Genomic DNA, 22,327 nt, shown 5'->3' with positions numbered 1-22,327 from the left:
GCCTCGTCCGGTATAGGGGCTGCGCTGCGCCGCGAAGATACGCGCTAGGGGTGCGGTGTGCTGGGCGTCGTCGTAGGCGATTGCTGAGGGCCCATCATGCCGGGGCCCATCATGCCGGGGCCCATCATGCCGCCCGGCCCCATCATGCCGCCGGGGCCCATCATGCCGCCCGGTCCCATCATGGGGCAGGTGCCGTACCGCCCTCCGCCGTAACCCCGGTGCCAGCCGTAGCCGTAGTGGTCGCCCGAGGAGGACCAGCCCAGGAAGAACCCCGAGAAGAAGATCACCGCGACCACCAACACGACACCGGCGACGATGCCCACCCACGCGAAGGCTTGACCCAGCCGACCATGCCGGTCCGTAGTCGGCTGAGCCGTCGATTCAGTACTTTGCGTCATGCTCTGAACGCTGTGCCACGCAAATACCCAAGGGGGGTAGGGACTATCGACCCTAGAAAGCGCGGCGCATAACTGGTCAGCTTGACGATGGCTTGTCTCGGAGGAGATGCGGCGATGGCCAGGTTGACGCGGCGGACCGCGCTCACGGCGGTCGGCGCGATCGGTGCGGGCAGCGTCCTGGGCCTGGGGTATGTCCTTCGCAGCATCTTTGAACCGCGCCCAACGGCTATCCGCCTCACCGACGGAGGCGGTTTCATGGGCGCGGGTCATATGGACATGAGTCGATATATGGAGATGTTCAGGCGGCACACCGAAATCAATCGTGTTGTCGAGGACATACCCGGTGGCGTGCGCACCACCACTGAGTCGAAGTCTCCAGACCTCACCGCCCAACTACATGCGCATGTGTCAAGCATGTACGCCCACCTCGATCAGGGAACCGAGATCAGCTGCATGAGCCAAAGCCTGCCGACCCTTTTCCGTCATGCCAGCGGGTATCGCCGCCAACTCACGTTGACTCCTACGGGTGTGATCGCCGAGGAGACCGCCGACGATCCCGCCCTCACCGATGTCATCCGTGCCCACGCGGGCGAGGTCACCGGCTTCGTCCGCGACGGGATGCCGGCCATGATGCGGGGAATGATGGGCGGGATGATGGGGCCCGGCGGAATGATGAGACCGGGTCACTAGGCCCCGGTTCCGCAACGTCTTGGCATCGTTTTACCTGGTCACAGCTTGTTAACAGTGCCCACGCCTATATCCCAATAGTTGCCTTCGGCTGGTAACAGGTAAGTGGTGGCTCGCATCTCGGTGACTCAGATGCCACCATTCGGTGGGGCGCGACGGGACCGACCGGGCACGGAAGGGACGGGGGCACCAAATTTTCGTTGACGAGCTGGCGCGATTCGCCGCCGAGCACGCCGACGCGCGCGTGACGGCGATCGCCGAACGGGCCGCCGCGCCGCTGCGCGTGGCCGTCCGGGGGCGCCGGGGGGTGGGGCGCGACACCGTGGCGCGCGCACTGGACCGCGCCGGAAGCGCGATCGCGGTCTCACCACCGGGGCGCGACCTCGACGTCGACGTCGTCGTCCACGTCACCGCCGAGGTGATCAAGCCCGAGGACACCGACGCCATCCGCGCGGCTGGGCGGCCGGTGCTGGCGATACTCAACAAGGCGGACCTGGCCGGCTCGCTGTCGGGTATCGGAGACGGGCCGATCACCGCCGCGCGGGCACGCTGCGCGAGGCTGGCCGCGCTGGCCGGCGTCCCGATCGAGCCGATGATCGGCCTGCTCGCGGTCGCCGCGCTCGACGACCTGGACGCCGCGTCGTGGGCCGCGCTGCGGGCGCTGGCCGCACATCCCGGCGGCGCGGCCTGCCTGGACGGGTCCTACGACGGGTTCCTGGCGGTCGACAACCCGGTGCCGGCCGACGCGCGGCGGCGCCTTCTGGACACCCTGGACCTGTTCGGCATCGCCCTGGGGATCGCCGCGATCCGCCGCGGCGGGGCCCCGGCGCAGGTGCGCGCCCTGCTGCGCCGGACGAGCCGGCTCGACGCGGTCGTCGACAAGCTGTCGGCCGTCGGCGCCGAGGCGCGCTACCGGCGGGTGCTGGACGCCGTCGCGGAACTGGAGGCCCTGGCCGTCGGCGACGGGGGGATCGGGGAGCGGATCGGCGGATTCCTCACCCGCGACGACACCGTCGTCGCCCGGATGGCCGCCGCGGCTGACCTCGCCAAGGCGGCCGGGCTGGACCGGTTTCCCGCCGACACCGACCCGGCCGCCCACCTGCCGCGGGCGGCCCACTGGCGGCGCTACGGCCGCGGACCGGTCAGCGACCTGCACCGCGCGTGTGCGGCGGACATCGCGAGGGGATCGCTGCGGCTGTGGTCGCAGACCCGCGGCCGGGCGCCCGACGCGAAGGGAGGGCCGTGGTGAGCGGCGACGACCCGGCCGCCCGGGTGGACGCGCTGGTGGCGGCGATCGGGCCCCGGCTGGACCCGCCCGCCATCAACCGGCTCGACGTGGTGCTGGTGACCGGCCCGTGGATGGCCGGGGTGACCGGCGTGGTCACCGCGCTGCGCGAACGGCTGCCGCAGCACAAGTTCGTCGAGTCGGCGGACCTGGGCCCCGGCGACGCGCCGATCGCGGTGGTGTTCGTGGTGTCGGCGGCGGCCCGGTTGACCGAATCCGACTGCGTGCTGCTGGACGGCGCGGCCGAGCACACCGACACGGTGGTCGGCGTGGTGTCCAAGATCGACGTGCACCGCAACTGGCGCGACACGGTGTCCGCCAACGGCGAGACCCTGTCCGCGCACGCACCCCGCTACGGGCGGGTGCCCTGGGTGGGCGCGGCCGCCGCGCCGGACCTGGGCGAGCCGATCGTCGACGACCTGATCGAGACCGTCTCGGCGCAACTCGCCGATTCCGACATCGCGCGCCGAAACAGGTTGCGGGCGTGGGAATCCCGACTCCGGACGGCCGCACAGCGATTCGACCGCGACGCCGAGGGCGCCGGACGCCGGGTACGGGTCGAGGCGCTGCGCGAGGAGCGCAGCGCGGCCCTGCAGCAGCGGCGCCAGTCGAAATCCGAGCGGACCATCACGCTGCGCGGCCAGATCCAGCAGGCCCGGGTCCAGCTGTCCTACTTCGCGCGCAACCGGTCCTCGTCGGTGCGCGGCGAACTGCAGGAGGACATCGCCGGTCTGTCCCGTCGCAAGATCCCCGAGTTCGAGGCACAGACCCGCAACCGGGTGGCCGACGTGGTCGCCGAGGTGAGCGACGGCATCACGACACACCTCGCCGACGTCGCCGCGGCGATGGGTGTGCCGGTCGGGCTGCCCGCCGTCGACAAGCTGCCGGCCGTGGACATCCCGCCGCCGCACCTGAAATCGCGGCGGGCCGAGACCTGGCTGATGCTGCTGCTGGGCGCCGGGTTCGGGCTGGGGATCGCGCTCACGCTGAGCCGGCTGGTGGCCGGGGTGGCCCGCGGCCTGAACCCCGTGACGCAGATCGCCGGGGCGGCGGCGTGCGTGGCGATCGGCCTGGCGGCCACCTTCCTGGTGGTCAACATCCGCGGCCTGCTGCACGACCGCGCTTTGCTGGACCGTTGGGCGGGCGATGCGACGTCGGCGCTGCGTTCGGTGGTCGAGGAGATGGTCGCCACCCGCGTGCTGGTCGCCGAGTCGGTGCTGAGCACCGCGCTGATCGCCCGCGAGGAGGCCGAGAACGCGCGAGTGACCGAACAGGTCGGCATCATCGACAGCGAACTGCGCGAGCACGCGATCGCCGCCGCGCGCGCCGCCGCCGTGCGGGACCGGGAGATGCCGACAATAACCGCGGCGCTCGACGCCGTGCGTGCAGAACTGGGCGAACCGGGTATACCCCACCCCGAGAACACCGCCGAGCCGGAGGACCCAAGCGGCGTTTCCTGACGTCTTTAGGGTTTCTGAATCGTTGTTGTGAGGAGGCTTATACCCGCCCGAACCTTCCCCAGCAAGGTGATCACGATAACCTGTAGTTAACGTACGGCCATGTCAACAGTTGTGTGGGCGAACGCAAACGCATCGCAGGACCCCGCCCCGCAAGAACGCAGACGAAGAATTCAGGAGAGTTCGATGACCTCAGCGACCATTCCGGGCCTGGACACCGCGCCAACCAAACATCAGGGGCTGCTGTCGTGGGTGGAGGAGGTCGCCGAGCTCACCCAGCCGGACCGGGTGGTGTTCGCTGACGGCTCCGACGAGGAGTGGCAGCGGCTGACCGACCACCTCGTCGAGGCGGGCACGTTCAAGCGGCTCAACCCCGAGAAATACCCCAACTCCTTCCTGGCGCTGTCCGACCCGTCCGACGTCGCGCGGGTGGAGTCGCGGACGTTCATCTGCTCCGAGCGGGAGGAGGACGCCGGGCCGACCAACAACTGGATGGACCCGGCCGAGATGCGGTCCACCCTGAAAGACCTGTACCGCGGCTGCATGCGCGGCCGCACGATGTGGGTGGTGCCGTTCTGCATGGGCCCGCTGAGCGCCGACGACCCCAAGCTGGGCGTGGAGATCACCGACTCCGAGTACGTCGTCGTCTCCATGAAGGTGATGACCCGGATGGGCAAAGCCGCCCTGGAGAAGATGGGCGACGACGGGTTCTTCGTCAAGGCGCTGCACTCGGTGGGGGCCCCGCTGGAGCCGGGCCAAAAGGACGTGCCCTGGCCGTGCAGCGACACCAAGTACATCACCCACTTCCCCGAGACCCGCGAGATCTGGAGCTACGGCTCCGGCTACGGCGGCAACGCCCTGCTGGGCAAGAAGTGCTACTCGCTGCGCATCGCGTCGGCGATGGCCCACGACGAGGGCTGGCTCGCCGAGCACATGCTGATCCTCAAGCTGATCTCCCCAGAGAACAAGGCGTACTACTTCGCCGCCGCGTTCCCGTCGGCGTGCGGCAAGACCAACCTGGCCATGCTGCAGCCGACCATCCCGGGCTGGCGCGCCGAAACGCTCGGTGACGACATCGCCTGGATGCGGTTCGGCAAGGACGGCCGGCTGTACGCGGTCAACCCGGAGTTCGGTTTCTTCGGCGTCGCGCCGGGCACCAACTGGAAGTCCAACCCCAACGCCATGCGCACCATCTCCGCGGGCAACACCGTCTTCACCAACGTCGCGCTGACCGACGACGACGAGGTGTGGTGGGAAGGCCTGGAGGGCGAGCCGGACCACCTGATCGACTGGAAGGGCAACGACTGGGTTATCCGCGAGACGGAAACCAAAGCCGCGCACCCGAATTCGCGCTACTGCACGCCGATGTCGCAGTGCCCGATCCTGGCGCCGGAGTGGGACGACCCGCAGGGTGTGCCGATCTCGGGCATCCTGTTCGGCGCCCGCCGCAAGACGACGGTGCCGCTGGTGACGCAGGCCCGCGACTGGCAGCACGGCGTGTTCATGGGCGCCACGATGGGCAGCGAGCAGACCGCCGCCGCCGAGGGCAAGGTCGGCACGGTGCGCCGCGACCCGATGGCCATGCTGCCGTTCCTGGGCTACCACGTCGGCGACTACTTCCAGCACTGGCTCGACCTGGGCAAGAACTCCGACGAGTCCAAGCTGCCGAAGGTGTTCTTCGTCAACTGGTTCCGCCGCGGCGAGGGCGGCAAGTTCCTGTGGCCGGGCTTCGGCGAGAACAGCCGCGTGCTGAAGTGGATCGTCGACCGGATCGAGCACCAGGCCGGCGGCCAGGACACCCCGATCGGCATCGTGCCCACCGCCGACGATCTCGACCTGGACGGCCTCGACGTCTCCGCGGAGGACGTGGCGCGGGCCCTGACGGTCGATCCCGAGGAGTGGCGCAAGGAATTGCCGCTGATCGAGGAGTGGTTCGAGTTCGTCGGCGAGAAGCTGCCGACCGGTGTCAAGGACGAGTTCGAGGCGCTCAAGCAGCGGCTGGCCGACGCCGACTAGCTCCCGCGAGCAGACGCAAAAGCCCCCGCACGCCCGGCGTGTCGGGGGCTTTTGCGTCTGCTCGGCGGATCAGTTGCGGCGCAGTGAGTTCGGCAGGTAGACCGCGCCCGGTCCGGCGACCGCGGCCGTGTCGCCCGGGTTGGAGATGGTGCAGCGCTTCAGCGACAGGCAACCGCAGCCGATGCACGAGTCCAGGTTGTCGCGAAGCGCCATCAGCCCCGCGATCTGGTCATCGAGGCGGGTGCGCCACGTCTTCGACAGCGCGGCCCAGTCGGCCCGCGTCGGGGTGCGGCCATCCGGGAGTTTCGCCAGCGCGTCGGCGACCTCCTCCAGGCTCAGGCCGACGTTTCGGGCGGCCCGGATGAACGCCAGCCGCCGCAGCATCTGCCGTTCGAAGCGGCGCTGACCGCCGGACGTCCGTGTCGCGGTGATCAGGCCCTGGCTCTCGTAGAACCGGATGGCCGACGGGGCGAAGCCACTGCGGCCGGCGATCTCGCCGACGGTGAACAGGTCCCGCTTGTCCATGCACCCACCTACTCGACACTTGACTTAAAGTTTACTTTAACTATCAGTATGGGGCGTATGACTGCATCCAACCACTGCCCCGTCGCAATCGTCACAGGCGCCTCCCGCGGCTTCGGCAAGGCGCTGACCGCCGCCCTGCTCGACCGCGGGTGGGCCGTCGTGGGCGACGCCCGCCGCGAAATCGAACTGAAAAGCACTGCCACGGAATTGAATTCGGCTCTGTTCGTCGCGTTGCCCGGCGATGTCACCGACGGGTCCCACCGTCAAGCATTGGTCGCCGCGGCGATCGACGCCGGGCCGCTTCGCCTGCTGGTGAACAACGCCAGCCGGCTGGGCCCCAGCCCCCAGCCGGCGCTCGCCGACTATCCGGCCGCCGAGCTGTCGGCCGTCTACGACACCAACCTGTTCGCGCCGCTGGCTCTGATCCAGGCCGCGCTGCCCGCGCTCACCGGCAACGGCGGCGCCGTCGTCAACCTCACCTCCGACGCCGCCGTGGAGCCGTATCCCGGCTGGGGCGGCTACGGCTCGTCGAAGGCCGCGCTCGATCAGCTGTCGGCCGTGCTGGGCGCCGAGGTCCCGGCCGTGCCGGTGTATGCCTTCGACCCCGGCGACATGCGCACCGAGATGCACCAGGCCGCGTTCCCGGGCGAGGACATCTCCGATCGCGCCGTGCCGGAATCGGTCGTGCCGGCGCTGCTGCGGCTCCTGGACACCCGGCCGGCCTCCGGCCGGTACCGGGCCGCGGACCTGGCGCTGTCCGGGGCCCGGCCATGACCCTCGCGCGCCCGCACACCCGCTTCCGGCGCCCCCCGGGCTCCGACGCCACCGAGCCGCCCGAGGCGCGCGGCCTGGCCCGCGACGCCGTCAAACTCCTGGTCGCCGGGCCCGACGGGGTCGCCCACGCCCGCTTCGCCGACCTGGGCGAGTTCCTGCGCCCGGGCGACCTGCTGGTGGTGAACAATTCCGCCACCATGCCGGCCGCCGTCGACGGCCGCCGCGCCGGGCGGCCGATCGCGGTGCACTTCTCCACGGTGCTAGCCGAGAAGGCCTGGGTGGTAGAGCTGCGGCCCGCGGGCCAGGCGGACGGGCACCTCACCGACGTGGAGCCGGGCGAACGCATCGAGCTGCCCGGGGGCGCCGCGATCGTCGTCGAATCCTCCTACCCGCACGCCGGGGTCGACGGCGCGCGGTTGTGGACCGCCCGCGTCGCTGTGGAGGGCCCGCACGACGGCGTGGTGTCCTACCTCGCGCGCTACGGCCGGCCCATCAGGTATTCCTACGTGCCGCGGCCGTGGCCGCTGCGCTACTACCAAACGGTGTTCGCCAAGCGTGCCGGCAGCGCCGAAATGCCAAGCGCGGCGCGCCCTTTCAGCGCCGAGCTGGTGACCGCGCTGGTGGCGGGCGGAGTGGCTGTCGCGCCGATCACCCTGCACGCCGGGGTGTCCTCGGCGGAGGCGGGCGAGCCGCCGACCCCCGAGCTCTTCGAGGTGCCGCCCGCCACCGCGCGGCTGGTGAACTCCACTCACTCGGCCGGCGGCAGGGTGATCGCCGTCGGGACCACGGCAACCCGCGCACTGGAATCGGCCGCCGGCCCCGACGGAGCGGTGCGGCCGAAGGTCGGGTGGACGGACCTGGTGCTCGGCCCGGCCCGGCCCCGGCGCGTGGTCGACGGCCTGATCACCGGATGGCACGACGCCGGCGCCTCCCACCTGCTGCTGCTCGAGGCCGTCGCCGGCCCGGACCTGGTGGCCGCCGCCTACCGCGAGGCCGTCGAGCGCGGCTACCTGTGGCACGAGTTCGGCGACAGCGCCCTGCTGCTGCCCGAGCGCTGACTTCGCGCATCGAGATCGACGCCAGCGTGCACGTCACTCGCACTTCTTCGCGCCACCGTCGATCTCGACGAAAACCTGTCGGGTCCGGGCCACGAGGCCAGGCGACCAGCGCCCACTCAACACCCGCGAAGGTGTGCGTCGTACAGTCGGCCAATGCAGATTCGCCCGCACACTTCCGCTCATGGAGGCGCCGACAAACCCGCCGTGATCCTGCACCCGTCGGGCACCGTCGTCACCTTCGACGACCTGGAGGCGCGCGCCAACCGGCTGGCGCACCGGTTCCGCGCGGCGGGGCTGCGCGAGGGCGACACCGTCGCCATCCTGATGGAGAACAACGAACACATCCACGCGGCCATGTGGGCGGCGCGGCGCAGCGGCCTGTACTACGCGCCGATCAACACACACCTAACGCCGGCCGAGGCGGCCTACATCATCGACAACAGCAGCGCCAAGGCGATCATCGGGTCGGCGGCATTGCGCGAAGTCTGCGAAAACCTGGAACAACACCTGCCCGACGGGCTGCCCGGCCTGCTGATGATCGCTGGCCCTATTTCGCCAGGCGACCTGCCGAATTGGGAACGTTACCCGGAATGCGTTGCGGGCCAACCCGACACCCCGATCGACGACGAACTCGAGGGTGACCTGCTGCAGTACTCGTCGGGCACCACCGGGCGGCCCAAGGGGATCAAACGCGAGCTGCCGCACGTCCCGCCCGCCGAGGCGCCCGGCATGATGTCGGCGCTGGTGGGATTCTGGATGACACCCGAATCGATCTACCTGAGCCCGGCGCCGCTGTATCACACCGCGCCGTCGGTGTGGTCGATGAGCGCGCAGGCCGGCGGCATCACCGCCGTCGTGATGGAGAAGTTCGACCCCGAGGGCACGCTGGACGCCATCCAGCGCTACAGGGTGACCCACGGCCAGTTCGTGCCCGCCATGTTCACCCGGATGCTGAAACTCCCTCAGGCCGTGCGTGATTCGTACGACCTCTCCAGCCTGCAACGGGTGATGCACGCCGCGGCGCCGTGCCCGGTGGAGATCAAGAAACAGATGATCGACTGGTGGGGGCCGATCGTCGACGAGTATTACGCGTCCTCGGAGGCCATCGGGTCGACGCTGATCACCGCCGAGGAGTGGCTGGCGCATCCGGGTTCGGTCGGCAAGCCGATGGCGTGCGAGATACACATCCTCGACGAGAACGGCAACGAGCTGCCGCCGGGGCAGCCCGGCGAGATCTATTTCGAGGGCGGATACTCCTTCGAGTACCTCAACGACGAGACGAAAACCGCTGCGTCGCGCGACAGGCACGGCTGGGTGACCGTCGGCGACGTCGGCTACGTCGACGAGGAGGGCTATCTTTTCCTGACCGACCGCCGCCACCACATGATCATCTCCGGCGGGGTGAACATCTATCCGCAGGAGACCGAGAACCTTCTGGTCACCCACCCGAAGGTGCTCGACGCGGCGGTGTTCGGCATCCCCGACGACGAGATGGGCCAGCGCGTCGTGGCGGCGGTGCAGACGGTCGATCCGGCCGACGCCACCGACGAATTCGCCGATGAGCTGCTCGGCTGGCTGCGAGACCGCTTGGCGCACTACAAATGTCCGCGGTCGATCGCGTTCGAGGCGCAGCTGCCGCGGACCGACACCGGAAAGCTCTACAAGAACGGGCTGATCGAGAAGTATTCGGTGTGATCGATGCGGGTGGTCGACCTGTCGGGTGCGCCGGATGCCGGCGTCTCTCCCGCCTCCCCGCCGGGGGTGGTCGTCGCCCACGGTTCGGCGGCCGATATCGCGCGGTCCGAATCCTGGTTGGACACCGCGACTTTCACCCTGACCGAGGGCTCGTGCACCGATCGCCGGGTGGTCACCGTCGATTCGGTGCCGGACACGCTGGCCGAGCTGACGCGGCGCGCCCAACGCTGGCCGCACGCCAGCGCCGTGTGCGACGACGTGCTGCGCGCGGTGATTCCCGACGGCCCGACGCTGGCCGCGGTGCTGACCGAGTCGCTGGCCTACTCGACGTTGCAGGCCGGGCCGGAGTTCGCGCGCTGGCTCGACGAGCGCGGTCCGGCGCGCCCGCCCGGGACCGCCGAGCCGGTGCGGGCGCGGCGCGACGGCGACACCCTGCGCATCACGTTCAACCGGCCGCAACGCCACAACGCGTTTTCCACCGATGCGCGGGCCGCGCTGCTGGAGGCGCTGGCGGTGGCCCAACTCGACCCCTCGGTGACCGGGATTGTGTTGAGCGGCAACGGTCCATCGTTTTGCAGCGGCGGGGACCTCGCCGAGTTCGGCACGCTCGACGACCCGGCCAGCGCGCACCTGGCCCGCACCCGGCACAGCCCCGCCCTCGCGCTGGACGCGCTCGCCGCCAGGCTCGGCCGGTCCTGTCGCGCCGAGGTGCACGGCCGGGTGATGGGCAGCGGGCTGGAGATGGCGGCGTTCTGCGGATGGGTTGACGCGCGGGACGATTCGGTGTTCGGACTACCCGAGTTGGCGCTGGGCCTGATCCCCGGCGCCGGCGGCACGGTCAGCGTCACGCGGCGGATCGGCCGTTGGCGCACGGCGTATCTCGTGCTGTCCGGCCGGACCGTCGGCGCCGACACCGCGCTGGCCTGGGGACTGGTGGACGCGATTCACGTTGGCGCCCAGGTAACTCAGTAGCCCGAGAACGTCGTCGTGCTCGTCGTGGGAATGGACGAGACGATCGCCGCGAACATCGCGAACCACAGGATGACGCCGATGACATAGGCGGCGACGCCGACGACCGCGGAGATGATCGCCCACTTCTTGGCGTTGTCGGACGCGGCCTGGGCTTCGGCGTATCGTCCCTGGGTCCACAGCCCAGAGACCTTGGTGGAGTACACGATCGACACGATCCCCAGCGGCAGACAGCACAGGATGGTCGTCAGGATCGCCCACACGAGATAGTTGTCCGGCTCGCGCTGACCCGGCCAGCCCGGCTGCTGCCCCTGCCAACCCGGCTGCTGGGCCGGCCAACCCGGCTGCTGGGGCTGCCAACCCGGCTGCTGCTGGCCCTGCCATTCTGGGGAACCTTCGTACGGCCCTTGGGGATAGCTCATGGCAGCTGCCTCTCTTTGCTGGCGCCGAAGTCAGGCAAATATACAGCACACGCCGACGTCAGACCGGGAGATTCGGGTCAGATCCCGCCGCGGGCGACCAGCTGCCCGGCGATCACGTTGCGCTGGATCTCGTTGGTGCCCTCGCCGACGATCATCAGCGGCGCGTCGCGGAAGTATCGTTCGACGTCGTATTCGGTGGAGTAGCCGTATCCGCCGTGGATGCGCACGGCGTTCAGCGCGATCTCCATCGCGACCTCGGAGGCGAACAGCTTGGCCATCCCGGCCTCCATGTCGCAGCGCTCGCCGCTGTCGTAGCGCTCGGCGGCGTAGCGGGTGAGCTGGCGGGCGGCGGTGAGTTTGGTTGCCATGTCGGCGAGGTAGTTGCCGACGGCCTGGTGCTTCCAGATCGGCTTGCCGAAGCTCTCCCGCTGCTGCGCGTAGGCCAGCGCGTCCTCGAGCGCCGCCGCCGCCACGCCCAGCGCCCGCGCGGCCACCTGGATGCGGCCGGTCTCGAGGCCCTTCATCATCTGCGCGAAGCCCTCGCCGGTGCGGCCGCCCAGGATCGCCGTCGCCGGCAGCCGGTAGTGGTCGAACGACAGCTCGCAGGCCTCGACGCCCTTGTAGCCCAGCTTGGGCAGGTCACGCGACACCGTCAGCCCCGGCCCGTGCTCGACGAGCGCGATCGAGATGCCCTTGTGCCGCGGCGTGGCGTTCGGGTCGGTCTTGCACAACAGGGCGATCAGCCCGGACCGGCGGGCGTTGCTGATCCAGGTCTTGGCGCCGTTGACCACAAACCCGTCCGGGCCGTCCGGTAAAGCGGTGGTCGACATGTTCTGCAGGTCCGAACCGCCGCCGGGCTCGGTCAGCGCCATGGTGGCCCGCAGCTCGCCGCTGGCCATCGGCGGCAGGTAGGCCCGCTTCTGCTGCTCGGTGCCGAACAGCGTCAGCAGCTTGGCCACCACGGTGTGCCCGCCCATCGCGCCGGCCAGGCTCATCCAGCCGCGCGCCAGCTCCTCGGTGACCCGCACATAACACGGCATGGACACCGGCGATCCGCCGTACTCCTCGGGGACGGCCAGGCCGTAGACGCCGATCCGCTTCATCTGCTCGATCCACGCGTCCGGGTAGGTGTTGGCGTGCTCGACCTCGCGGACGGTCGGCTTCACGTCGCGGTCGATGAACGCCCGCACCGTGGCGACCAGCATGTCCTCTTCGTCTTGCAAGGCGCCGCTGCGCTGTGTGCTCACCCATGCCATATTGGCCCCGTGACTTATGCCGACATACGCGAGGGTGGGCCCTACTTCGACGACCTTTCCGTGGGCCAGGTGTTCGACTGGGCGCCGTCGGCCACCCTTTCGCCCGGCCTGGCCGCGGCGCATCAGGCGATCGTGGGGGACCGGCTGCGCCTGGCGTTGGACGCCGATCTGTACGTGGCGGTGACCGGCATGCCCGGCCCGATGGCGCATCCGGCGCTGGTCTGCGACGTGGCGATCGGGCAGTCGACGCTGGTGACGCAGCGGGTCAAGGCCAACCTGTTCTATCGCGGCCTCACCTTTCACCATTTCCCCGCCATCGGCGACTCGGTGTACACCCGCACCGAAGTGGTTGGGCTGCGGGCGAATTCACCCAAGCCGGGCCGGGCGCCCACCGGGCTCGCGGCGCTGCGGATGATCACGATCGACCGGGCCGATCAGTTGGTCCTCGACTTCTACCGCTGCGCCATGCTGCCGGCCAGCCCGGACTTTCGCCCCGACGAGGCGCCCGGCGACGACTTGTCGGCCATCGGCGCCGGCGCCGCCCGGCCCGCCGCCGATCCGACCGCGCACTGGGACGGCCAGGTCTTCCGCACCAGAGTGCCCGGCCCGCATTTCGACCCCGGCCTGGCGGGCGCGGTGCTGCACAGCACCGGCGACGTCGTCAGCAGCGCACCGGAACTGGCCCGGCTCACGCTGAATATTGCTGCTACGCATCATGATTCGCGAGTGGGCGGGCGCCGGCTGGTGTACGGCGGGCACACCATCGGGCTGGCGCTCGCGCAGGCCAGCCGGTTGCTGCCCAACCTAGTGACGGTGCTGGGCTGGGAGTCCTGCGACCACACCGGTCCGGTGCACGAGGGCGACACCCTGTACAGCGAACTGCACGTCGAGTCCGCCGAGCCCACCGAGCACGGCGGGGTGCTGAAGCTCCGGTCGCTGGTCTACGCGGTCGGCGACTCGCCGGGTGAACCCGACCGGCCGGTGCTGGACTGGCGTTTCAGCGCCCTGCAGTTCTGACGCGGGCCGGCGCGCACAATGGTGTGGTGAGCAGCCAGTCGAGGTGGGGGAGCAGCGGGCTGGCCTACCTGACCGGCCCGCCCGACGGGCCGCCCGACTTCTCCCGCGCCAACGTGCTGGCCCGAGCCGAGGAGGTGGCCGCGGCCGTCGCGCGCCGGGCGGGGATCGCCGTGGACGCGGCCGCGCTGCTGGCCGGGCGGGCCGCGTTGCTCGGACTGACCCGCGGCGGAGCGGTGTCGTGCGGCGGCGCCACCCGGCTGCTGGCGGCCCACGACGGCTGGTGCGCGATCACGCTGTCGCGCCCCGACGACGTCGCCGCGGTGCCCGCGCTGCTGTCCGCCGACGACGTCCCCGCCGACCCCTGGCCCACGCTTCGGCGTTGGGCGACAACGCTTTCCGCACGGGCGGTCGTCGAACGGGCGGCGCTGCTCGACATCCCCGCGGCCGCCCTGGGCGAGGTGCCGGCCGCGCCCCCGCGGACACGGCTCACGGCAGCCCGGGCGGCGGTCCGCGGCATCGCCGGGCTGCTGGTGGCCGACCTGTCGTCGATGTGGGCGGGCCCGCTGTGCGGTCGGCTGCTGGCGCGGGCGGGCGCCACCGTCGTCAAGGTCGAAAGCCCGGGCCGTCCCGACGGCACCCGCAGCGGCAACCGCGCCTTCTTCGACTGGGTGAACGGCGAAAAGCTGTCGTACTGCGTCGATTTCGACAACTCCGACGAGCTGCGCGACCTGCTCGCGGCCGCCGACGTGGTGATCGAGGGCTCCCGGCCCGCGGCGCTGGCCCGACGCCGGCTCGGCCCGGGCGACGTCGCACCGCGGCCGGGCCGCGTCTGGCTGCGGATCACCGGGTACGACGAGCCGTCCGGGCGGCCGGCGTTCGGGGACGACGCCGCGGTGGCCGGCGGCCTGGTCGGCGCCGGGCCCGGCGGGCCGGTGTTCTGCGCCGACGCCATCGCCGACCCCCTGGCGGGCCTCGAGGCCGCCGCGGCGGTCACCGAATCGCTGGCCCGCGGCGGCGGCGAATCCATCCACCTGTCCCTGGCCGCGGTCGCCGCGACCTACGCCGCGGTGCCGACGGGGGAGTCGGCCTCGGCGCACCCGGCCCCGCCGCCCCCGGCGCCGCCGGTGGCCGTCCCGGCGGCCGAGCTCGGCGCCGACAACGAGGCGGTGCGGCGCCTGGTGTCCGAAAGGCGTTGCCTGTCATGCTGATCCGGCGGGCCACCCTACTGGACGGGACGACCACCAGCATCCGGGTCGGCGAGCGGGTCGAGGAGGTCGGCGACGGGCTGACCGTCAGGCCGGGCGAGGGCCTGCTCGACGCCGGTGGCGGCACCGTGCTGCCCGGGCTGCACGACCACCATGTCCACGTGCGCTCGGCGGCGTCGGCGCTGGATTCGTTTTTCGTCGGGCCGCCCGGCGTCAGCACCAAAGCGCAACTGGCACAACTGCTCTCCAACGCCACGCCGGGCCCCGACGGATGGATCCGCGCCGTCGGCTATCACGAGTCGGTGGCCGGGGACCTGGACCGGGCGGCCCTAGACGCCGTCGTGCCGCGCATCCCGGTGCGCGTCCAGCACCGCAGCGGTGCGCTGTGGATCCTCAACTCGGCCGCACTCGGCCGGGTCGGCCTGGCCGAACATCCCGACGGGCGGCTGCGCAGCGACGACCGGGGCTGGTCGGACGCCCTGGCGCGCCGGGAGACCGACCTGGCGGAGCTCAGCCGCCGCATCACCGCGACCGGGGTCACCGGCATCACCGACGCCACCCCCGACCTCGGCGCCGAGGACATGGTGTCGCTGATCGTCGCGCAGCGCCGCGGCGAGTTCCGGCCGCGGCTGCGTTTCCTGTCGCCGGGCAAGAAGATCCTGCACGACGACCGCCTCGACCTGGACTCCCTGACGGACTGGATCGCCGGGCAGCACGGGGCCGATCAGCCGGTCGCCCTACACTGCGTGACCGCGGCGCAGCTCGTCGTGGCCATCGCGGCGCTGCGGGCGGCCGGCAGCCATCCGCTCGACCGCATCGAGCACGCCGCGATGGTGCCCGACGACGACCTGGCCGACCTGGCCGACCTTTCGAAGTCGGCCGGCCTCACGGTGGTGACGCAACCGAACTTCGTCGCCGAGCGCGGCGATCAATACCTCGCCGACGTGCCACCCGCCGAGCACGCCCAACTCTGGCGGGTCGCGTCGCTGCTGAAAGCCCAAGTGCGCGTGGCGTTTTCCACCGACATGCCGTTCGGCCACGGCGACCCGTGGACGGCGATGCGCGCCGCGGTGCACCGCACCACGGCCAGCGGCGCCGTCCTGGGCGCCGACGAACGCGTCTCGGCGCTGCAGGCGTTGACGATGTTTCTGGGCCGGGCCGACCGCCCGGACCGCGCCCGCACCGTCGAGCCCGGGCAGCCCGGCGACCTCTGCGTGCTGACCGAGCCGCCCGCGACGGTGCTGGCCGAGCTGGACGCCGGCATGGTGGCCGCCACGGTCATCGGCGGCGAGCTCGTCTACTTCGCGATGTGAGCCGCGATCAGCCCGCGAGCGCGGAGTGCAGGCTGTCGCACTGGGCGTCGAAAAACCGTTGCGACACCTGGGCTTTCGACGCCACCATGTCGAAGCCGTGGAAGACGCCGGGGACCACCTCGACCTCGCACGGCACCCCTGCGCTGCGCAGCCGTTCGGCGTAGGCGAGGTCCTCGTCGTGAAACAGGTCGTTGGTGCCCACCCCGATCCACGCGGGCGGCAGCCCACTCAGGTCGTCGCGGCGCGCCGGGACGGCCGCCCGCGGGTCGGCATCGCCGAGATACGCCGCCCAGCCGAAGCGATTGCTGCGCGTGTTCCACAGCCGGTAGTTCGGGTTTTCGGCGGTCGCGGAACTCCGGTCGTCGAGCATGGGGTACACCAGCAGCTGAAATGCCGGCGTCACCTCGCCGCGGTCCCGGGCCAGCAACGCCAGCGCCGCCGCCAGCCCGCCGCCGGCGCTCGCACCGCCGATCGCGATCCGCCCGGGATCCACGGCGGGCAACCCGGCGAGCCAGGTCAACGCCGAATAGCAGTCCTCCAGCGGGGCGGGATAGGGATGCTCGGGCGCCAGCCGATAGTCCACCGACGCGACCGTGATGCCCAGCCTCGAGCGGAACCCGCGGCAGAGCCGATCGTCCTGCCGGGCCGTGCCCATCACGTATCCGCCGCCATGGATCCACAGCAGCGCGGGCGCGGGGTCCGTGACGCCGACCGGCCGGAACAGCCGCACACCGGCGCCGGAACCCAGGGTGACCAGCTCGACATCGCCGGATGCGCCCGGCCTTTCCAGGCGCCCCCACAGCCCCATCAGGGTCCGCATCACCGGCAAGATCCTCGGGCCGGCCATTCGTCGGGGCGCGATGCGGGCGATGCGGCGCAACTCGGGGTGAACATCGGTGTTCGGCACCGGTCCAGTATGCCGGGGTCCCCACCCGCCGGCGCGGACCCGTCCGGCCACGCCTCGGCGCCGAATCACCGGTGTGAACGAAGCGAGATCGGGGTATCGGTCCGGGTGATCGAAATGCTGGCCTGTCCCGTGGACATCAGCATGTCGGCGATGTGTGTTCGTTGCAGCGCCCCGCAACGGGGTCAAGCCGCGCCCGGACCGCCTGGTCGGGCACGATGCGAGAGGCGTGACATGCTGGGCCATCTCTACGACCGGGCGCTCGGCGGCGAACGATGCTGGATCCGCCACGAGGACGGTGAGCTCCGCGTGCTGCCGGCCCATCGCTGGCTGGGCGCCCGCCGTCCGGAACCGGACGCCGTCGACGAGGTCTTCGACGAGGCCGTCACGCGGATGTGCGTCGGGCCGACCATCGAGTTGGGCTGTGGGCCCGGACGTCTGGTCGCGCGCCTGATCCGGCGCGGCGTGCCCGCGCTGGGCGTCGACCGGTCCGCGGCCGCCATCCGCCTGGCCGGCCGCGGCGGTGCGGCCGCGCTGCTGGGCGACGTGTTCGAGCCGCTGCCGTGGGCGGGTCGCTGGCAGACGGTGCTGCTGGTCGACGGCAACGTCGGCCTCGGCGGCGACCCGCGCCGGATCCTGGGCCGCGCGGCCGAGCTGCTGGGGCGGGGCGGGCGATGCGTGGCCGAGTTCGACGCCGAGGCGATCGGCATCCGGTCGCGCTGGGTGCGGCTGGAGTCGGCCCACGACGTCGGGCCGTGGTTCCGGTGGGCGTCGGTGGGGGTGGACAGCGCCGCCGCGCTGGCCGCGCAGGTGGGCCTGACGCTGACCACCGTCCGCCTGATCAGCGGCCGGGTGGTGGCGAGCCTGGTGGCCGTGTGAACGGGCCCGGCTTTCCCGCCAAATTGCTGCCGCACTTCCGGAGCCCGCTGCGCGGCCCGTGGCTGACGTCTGTGTTCGGGCTGGTGCTGCTGGTGACGCTGCCGATTGTCATCGTCACCGGGCTGCTGTCCTACATCGCCTATGCGCCGCAGTTCGGCCAGGCGATCCCCGGCGACGTCGGCTGGCTGCGCCTGCCCGCCTTCACCTGGCCGACCCGGCCGTCGTGGCTGTACCGGCTGACCCAGGGCCTGCACGTCGGGCTGGGCCTGGTACTCATCCCGGTGGTGCTGGCCAAGCTGTGGTCGGTGATCCCGCGGCTGTTCGCCCGGCCGCCGTTTCGGTCGATTGCCCAACTGCTGGAACGGTTGTCGTTGGTGATGCTGGTCGGCGGGGTGCTGTTCGAGATCGTCACCGGCGTGCTCAACATCCAGTACGACTACGTCTTCGGGTTCAGCTTCTACACCGCCCACTACTTCGGCGCCTGGGTGTTCATCGCCGGTTTCGCCATGCACATCGCGATCAAGATCCCGCGCATGATCACCGGGTTGCGGTCGTTGTCGCTGCGAGAAGTCTTGCGCACCAATCGAAGTGACACCCACCCAGAGGCGCGCGATCCCGACGGTCTGGTGCCCGGCGATCCGGCCGAGCCGACGATGAGCCGCCGCGGTGCCCTGGCGCTGGTCGGCTCCGGCGTGGCGCTGCTCGCGGTGCTGACGGCCGGACAGACCCTCGGGGGGCGCACCCGCGGCGCCGCCCTGCTGCTGCCGCGCGGCCGCGGCGACTTCCCGGTCAACAAGACCGCCGTCGCCGCCGGAATCGGGCCCGAAAGCATCGGCGCGAGTTGGGTTTTGACGCTGCGCGGCGGCCCCTCGGAGGTGGTGCTGGACCGCGCCACGCTGACCGGCATGCCGCAGACCAGCGCGCGGTTGCCGATCGCGTGCGTCGAGGGATGGTCGACGGTGCAGACCTGGAGCGGGGTGCGGCTGTCCGAGCTGGCCCGGATCGCGGGCGTGCCCGCGCCGCGCTCGGCCCGGGTGACGTCGCTGCAGCGCGGCGGCGCCTTCGGCGCGGCGACGTTGCAGGCCAACCAGATTCGCGATCCCGATGCGCTGCTGGCGCTGCGGGTGAACGGCGCCGACCTGTCGCCGGACCACGGCTATCCGGCGCGGATCATCGTGCCCGCCCTGCCCGGCGTGCACAACACCAAATGGGTGGCGTCCATCGAATTCGAGGCGAGCTGAGATGCCCGGGCCCGCGACGCGTTTCACCACGATCTACGGTGCCCATCCGTTGCACCTGCTGACGATGCTGTCGGGTTTCGCGCTGCTGGGCTACATCGTGGTCACCTTCGAGCCGGCGACGCTGTGGAATCCGGGCAGCTGGTGGCAGTCGATCGCCGTGTGGTTCGCCGCCGCGGTCATCGGTCACGACCTGGTGCTCTTCCCGCTGTACGCCCTGGCCGACCGGGTGTTGTGGACGCGGGCCCGACGGCCGGCACACCCGAAAGCGCTCGCCCGCAACCACATTCGGGTTCCGGCTTTGGGGGCGGGGCTGACGCTGCTGATCTTCCTGCCGGGCATCATCGAACAGGGCGCGGACACCTATCGGGCGGCCACCGGGCAGACCCAGCAGCCGTTCCTGGGCCGCTGGCTGCTGCTCACCGCGACCATGTTCGCCGCCAGCGCCGTCTGCTACGCCGCGCGCCTTGCCCTGGCCCGTCGCCGCGCCGGCGGGCCAAACTGACACGGGTAGCGCATTCGCCGGTTTCCGCCCGACCCGTGGGGGTATTGTCCGGTACATGACGGCCCGGGTACCGCGCATGACACCCACTGTGAAGTGGGTGCTGCGGGCCCGGCCCGGCGACTATATGCTGGCGCTCAGCGTCGCCGGGGCTTCGCTGCCGGTCATCGGCAAGCACCTCGAACCCCTGGGCGGGATGACCGCCGCGGGGATATGGGGTGCCCGCCACGCACCCAACGCGATAGCCGCCATGAAGAGGAATTGGCTGACACCGGGCATCAACGACGAGCGCCGGCGGGATCGGGAGAGCACGCAACAGGTCTCGGTCGCTGCCCTGCGAGGGGTGGTGTCAGCCGGGGATCTGGAAACCGAGTGGCCCGCGGCGGAGCGGACACCCCCGATCTGGGAGGCGCTGCGCCGGCGCCGCTATGTCCACCGCCGCGCCGTCCACTACGGGGACCACCCCGCGCAGGTGCTCGACGTCTGGCGCCGCAAGGACCTGCCCGCCCAACCCGCACCGGTGCTGATCTTCGTCCCGGGCGGCGCGTGGGTGCACGGCCGGAGCATGCTGCAGGGATCCGCGCTGATGTCGCGGTTGGCCGAGCAGGGCTGGGTGTGCCTGGCGATCGACTACCGCGCCGCCCCGCGCCACCGCTGGCCGCGGCACATCACCGACGTCAAGACGGCCATCGCGTGGGCGCGCGCCAACGTCGACAAGTTCGGCGGCGACCGCAATTTCGTTGCGGTGGCGGGTTGTTCGGCCGGCGGGCACCTGTCCGCACTGGCCGGGCTCACTCCCGACGACCGGCGACTGCAGGCGAAGCTGCCGGAGGGCGCCGACGCCTCGGTGGACGCCGTCGTCGGGATCTACGGCCGCTACGACTGGGAGGACCGTTCGACCCCCGAGCGGGAAGGCTTCGTCGAGTTCCTGGAGCGGGTCGTGGTCGGGAAGTCGATCGCAAGGCACCCCGAGGTGTTCCGCGACGCGTCGCCGATCGCGCGCGTGCACCGGAACGCCCCGCCGTTCTTGGTGATTCACGGCAGCAGGGACAACGTCATCCCCGTCGAGCAGGCGCGCAGCTTCGTCGAACGGCTGCGGGCCGCCTCGCATTCGACGGTCGGATACCTGGAGTTGCCCGGGGCCGGCCACGGCTTCGACCTCATCGACGGCGAGCGGGCCGGCGCGATGGCCCACGCGGCATCGCTGTTCCTCAACCAGGTCCACCGCACCAAGACACGGATCGCGGCGAAAGAGGTTATCTGAGCCCCGCCGCTGAGTATGGTCCTGCTATGAGCAAGGGGCAGCGGTGAAACGGCTGAGCGGTTGGGACGCCGTACTCCTGTACAGCGAGACGCCCAACGTGCACATGCACACCATCAAGGCCGCGGTGATCGAGCTGGACCCGGACAGCCGGCTGGACATCGAATCGTTCCGTCACGTCATCGGCGCCCGGCTGAACAAGCTCGAGCCGTTCTGCTATCAGCTCGTCGACATACCGTGGAAGTTCCACCACCCGATGTGGCGCGAGCACTGCGAGGTCGACCTGGCCTACCACATCCGCCCCTGGCGGCTGCCCGCGCCGGGCGGGCGCCGCGAGCTGGACGAGGCGATCGGGCGGATCGCCAGCACCCCGCTGGACCGCGGGCGCCCGCTGTGGGAGATGTATTTCATCGAGGGCCTGGCCAACAACCGCGTCGCCGTGGTCGGCAAGATCCACCACGCCCTCGCCGACGGCGTCGCCTCGGCCAACCTGCTGGCGCGCGGCATGGACCTGCTGCCCACGCCGGAGGGCGGACCGCAGATCACCGACCCGGCGCCCACCAAGCGCCAGCTGCTGGGCTCGGCGTTCGCCGATCACCTGCGGCAGTTCGGGAAGCTGCCGGGAACGATCCGCTACACCGCGCAGGGCATCGGCCGGGTGCGGCGCAGCTCGCGCAAGCTGTCCCCGGAACTGAGCCGCCCGTTCACGCCGCCGCCGACCTTCATGAACCACATGCTCACCCCGGAGCGCCGGTTCGCCAGCGCCACGCTGGCGCTGGCCGACGTCAAGGAGACCGGCAAGCGGCTCGGCGCGACCATCAACGACATGGTGCTGGCCATGTCCACCGGGGCGCTGCGCACCCTGCTGTTGCGCTACGACGGCACGGCCCCACCGCTGCTGGCCTCCGTCCCGGTGAGTTTCGACTTCTCGCCGGAGCGGATCTCCGGAAATCGCTTCAGCGGCATGCTGGTCGCGCTGCCCGCCGACGCCGACGACCCGCTGGAGCGGGTGCGGGCCTGCCACGAGAACGCGATGCTGGCCAAGGAGGGCCACCAGCTGATGGGTCCCGAGCTGGTCAGCCGGTGGGCGTCCTACTGGCCGCCGGCGGGCACGGAGGCCCTGTTCCGATGGGCGTCGGGCCGCGACGGGCAGAACAAGGTGCTCAACCTGAACATCTCCAACGTTCCCGGGCCCCGCGAGCGCGGCCGGGTGGGCGGCGCCCTGGTCACCGAGATCTATTCGGTGGGCCCGCTGACCGCCGGCAGCGGCCTCAACATCACCGTGTGGAGTTACGTCGACCAGCTCAACATCTCGGTGCTCACCGACGGCGCCACGGTCAAGGACCCGCACGAGGTGACCGACGCCATGATCGCGGATTTCACCGAAATACGCAGGGCCGCAGGGATTTCCGAAGACCTGACGGTCGTCGAGGTGGCGATGGCGCCGGCCTGACCGGCGGCAGCGG

The 22,327-nt window shown here is 71.1% G+C and carries 21 protein-coding genes; 16 read left to right on the top strand and 5 right to left on the bottom strand.

Going from position 1 to position 22,327, the window contains the following annotated elements; translation table 11 throughout:
• Positions 1 to 44: 44 nt before the first annotated feature.
• Complete coding sequence (locus tag OQ968_RS04610) at positions 45 to 398, bottom strand: hypothetical protein (protein ID WP_324675207.1); 354 nt, start codon at positions 396 to 398, stop codon at positions 45 to 47.
• Positions 399 to 512: 114 nt separating this feature from the next.
• On the opposite strand from OQ968_RS04610, the gene OQ968_RS04605 reads away from it, so the two are divergent.
• From OQ968_RS04605 to OQ968_RS04590, 4 genes are all read left to right on the top strand, one after another.
• The gene (locus OQ968_RS04605; RefSeq protein WP_324675205.1) at positions 513 to 1,088 is read left to right on the top strand and encodes a hypothetical protein; all 576 of its coding nucleotides are present in this window, start codon (positions 513 to 515) and stop codon (positions 1,086 to 1,088) included.
• Between the two features lie 142 nt (positions 1,089 to 1,230).
• Positions 1,231 to 2,334, top strand: coding sequence for a hypothetical protein (locus tag OQ968_RS04600; protein WP_324675203.1), 1,104 nt, complete (start codon positions 1,231 to 1,233; stop codon positions 2,332 to 2,334).
• Positions 2,331 to 3,830, top strand: coding sequence for a hypothetical protein (locus OQ968_RS04595; RefSeq protein ID WP_324675201.1), 1,500 nt, complete (start codon positions 2,331 to 2,333; stop codon positions 3,828 to 3,830). Before OQ968_RS04600 ends, OQ968_RS04595 begins: the two co-directional genes overlap by 4 nt.
• Before the next feature lie 183 nt (positions 3,831 to 4,013).
• Positions 4,014 to 5,843 (top strand): phosphoenolpyruvate carboxykinase (GTP), encoded by a 1,830-nt coding sequence (locus OQ968_RS04590; protein ID WP_324675199.1) that lies wholly within the window; start codon positions 4,014 to 4,016, stop codon positions 5,841 to 5,843.
• Between the two features lie 69 nt (positions 5,844 to 5,912).
• Here the strand turns inward: OQ968_RS04590 and soxR are convergent, their stop codons facing one another.
• Complete coding sequence (soxR, locus tag OQ968_RS04585) at positions 5,913 to 6,368, bottom strand: redox-sensitive transcriptional activator SoxR (RefSeq protein WP_324675197.1); 456 nt, start codon at positions 6,366 to 6,368, stop codon at positions 5,913 to 5,915.
• Between the two features lie 57 nt (positions 6,369 to 6,425).
• On the opposite strand from soxR, the gene OQ968_RS04580 reads away from it, so the two are divergent.
• The 4 genes from OQ968_RS04580 (at position 6,426) to OQ968_RS04565 (ending at position 10,867) form a co-directional block, all read left to right on the top strand.
• Positions 6,426 to 7,142 (top strand): SDR family NAD(P)-dependent oxidoreductase, encoded by a 717-nt coding sequence (locus OQ968_RS04580; RefSeq protein WP_324675196.1) that lies wholly within the window; start codon positions 6,426 to 6,428, stop codon positions 7,140 to 7,142.
• Positions 7,139 to 8,200 (top strand): S-adenosylmethionine:tRNA ribosyltransferase-isomerase, encoded by a 1,062-nt coding sequence (locus OQ968_RS04575; RefSeq protein ID WP_324675194.1) that lies wholly within the window; start codon positions 7,139 to 7,141, stop codon positions 8,198 to 8,200. The genes OQ968_RS04580 and OQ968_RS04575 overlap by 4 nt, the downstream gene beginning before the upstream one ends.
• A 153-nt stretch (positions 8,201 to 8,353) precedes the next feature.
• Positions 8,354 to 9,895, top strand: a complete 1,542-nt coding sequence (fadD4, locus tag OQ968_RS04570; RefSeq protein WP_324675192.1) for a fatty-acid--CoA ligase FadD4 — start codon at positions 8,354 to 8,356, stop codon at positions 9,893 to 9,895.
• A gap of 3 nt (positions 9,896 to 9,898) precedes the next feature.
• Entirely contained in the window at positions 9,899 to 10,867 is a 969-nt protein-coding gene (locus tag OQ968_RS04565) for an enoyl-CoA hydratase/isomerase family protein (protein WP_324675190.1), read from the top strand.
• On the opposite strand, the gene OQ968_RS04560 is transcribed toward OQ968_RS04565, so the two are convergent.
• Positions 10,861 to 11,286 carry a CD225/dispanin family protein gene (locus OQ968_RS04560; RefSeq protein WP_324675189.1) on the bottom strand — a complete coding sequence of 142 codons (426 nt, stop codon included), beginning with the start codon at positions 11,284 to 11,286 and terminating at the stop codon, positions 10,861 to 10,863. The two genes, OQ968_RS04565 and OQ968_RS04560, sit on opposite strands and share 7 nt — an antisense overlap.
• Positions 11,287 to 11,363: 77 nt before the next feature.
• Complete coding sequence (locus tag OQ968_RS04555; protein ID WP_420715845.1) at positions 11,364 to 12,491, bottom strand: acyl-CoA dehydrogenase family protein; 1,128 nt, start codon at positions 12,489 to 12,491, stop codon at positions 11,364 to 11,366.
• A 60-nt stretch (positions 12,492 to 12,551) separates the two neighbouring features.
• Between OQ968_RS04555 and OQ968_RS04550 the strand changes: the two genes are divergently transcribed.
• Genes OQ968_RS04550 through OQ968_RS04540 form a run of 3 tightly spaced genes read left to right on the top strand, consistent with a single transcriptional unit; the run spans position 12,552 to position 16,077 of the window.
• Complete coding sequence (locus OQ968_RS04550; RefSeq protein WP_324675185.1) at positions 12,552 to 13,559, top strand: MaoC family dehydratase; 1,008 nt, start codon at positions 12,552 to 12,554, stop codon at positions 13,557 to 13,559.
• 26 nt (positions 13,560 to 13,585) lie between these two features.
• Positions 13,586 to 14,767, top strand: coding sequence for a CoA transferase (locus OQ968_RS04545; protein ID WP_420715828.1), 1,182 nt, complete (start codon positions 13,586 to 13,588; stop codon positions 14,765 to 14,767).
• The gene (locus OQ968_RS04540; RefSeq protein WP_324675181.1) at positions 14,761 to 16,077 is read left to right on the top strand and encodes an amidohydrolase family protein; all 1,317 of its coding nucleotides are present in this window, start codon (positions 14,761 to 14,763) and stop codon (positions 16,075 to 16,077) included. Before OQ968_RS04545 ends, OQ968_RS04540 begins: the two co-directional genes overlap by 7 nt.
• Positions 16,078 to 16,084: 7 nt before the next feature.
• On the opposite strand, the gene OQ968_RS04535 is transcribed toward OQ968_RS04540, so the two are convergent.
• Positions 16,085 to 16,924, bottom strand: coding sequence for an alpha/beta hydrolase (locus OQ968_RS04535; protein ID WP_420715844.1), 840 nt, complete (start codon positions 16,922 to 16,924; stop codon positions 16,085 to 16,087).
• Between the two features lie 291 nt (positions 16,925 to 17,215).
• Between OQ968_RS04535 and OQ968_RS04530 the strand changes: the two genes are divergently transcribed.
• From OQ968_RS04530 to OQ968_RS04510, 5 genes are read left to right on the top strand one after another with little or no spacing between them, the layout of a single operon-like run.
• Positions 17,216 to 17,860, top strand: a complete 645-nt coding sequence (locus OQ968_RS04530; RefSeq protein ID WP_324675178.1) for an SAM-dependent methyltransferase — start codon at positions 17,216 to 17,218, stop codon at positions 17,858 to 17,860.
• A complete protein-coding gene (locus OQ968_RS04525; protein ID WP_324675176.1) occupies positions 17,857 to 19,101 on the top strand; it encodes a molybdopterin-dependent oxidoreductase in 1,245 nt (414 codons plus the stop codon). The genes OQ968_RS04530 and OQ968_RS04525 overlap by 4 nt, the downstream gene beginning before the upstream one ends.
• A gap of 1 nt (position 19,102) precedes the next feature.
• Positions 19,103 to 19,603: a hypothetical protein gene (locus tag OQ968_RS04520; protein WP_324675173.1), complete on the top strand. Its 501-nt coding sequence runs from the start codon at positions 19,103 to 19,105 to the stop codon at positions 19,601 to 19,603.
• Positions 19,604 to 19,658: 55 nt separating this feature from the next.
• A complete protein-coding gene (locus OQ968_RS04515; RefSeq protein WP_324675171.1) occupies positions 19,659 to 20,864 on the top strand; it encodes an alpha/beta hydrolase in 1,206 nt (401 codons plus the stop codon).
• Positions 20,865 to 20,907: 43 nt separating this feature from the next.
• A complete protein-coding gene (locus OQ968_RS04510) occupies positions 20,908 to 22,314 on the top strand; it encodes a wax ester/triacylglycerol synthase family O-acyltransferase (RefSeq protein ID WP_324675169.1) in 1,407 nt (468 codons plus the stop codon).
• The last annotated feature ends 13 nt before the right edge of the window (positions 22,315 to 22,327 follow it).

Source organism: Mycobacterium sp. 663a-19 (assembly GCF_035616495.1).
Classification (GTDB): Bacteria; Actinomycetota; Actinomycetes; order Mycobacteriales; family Mycobacteriaceae; genus Mycobacterium.
This window is presented reverse-complemented; position numbering and strand designations above follow the sequence as displayed.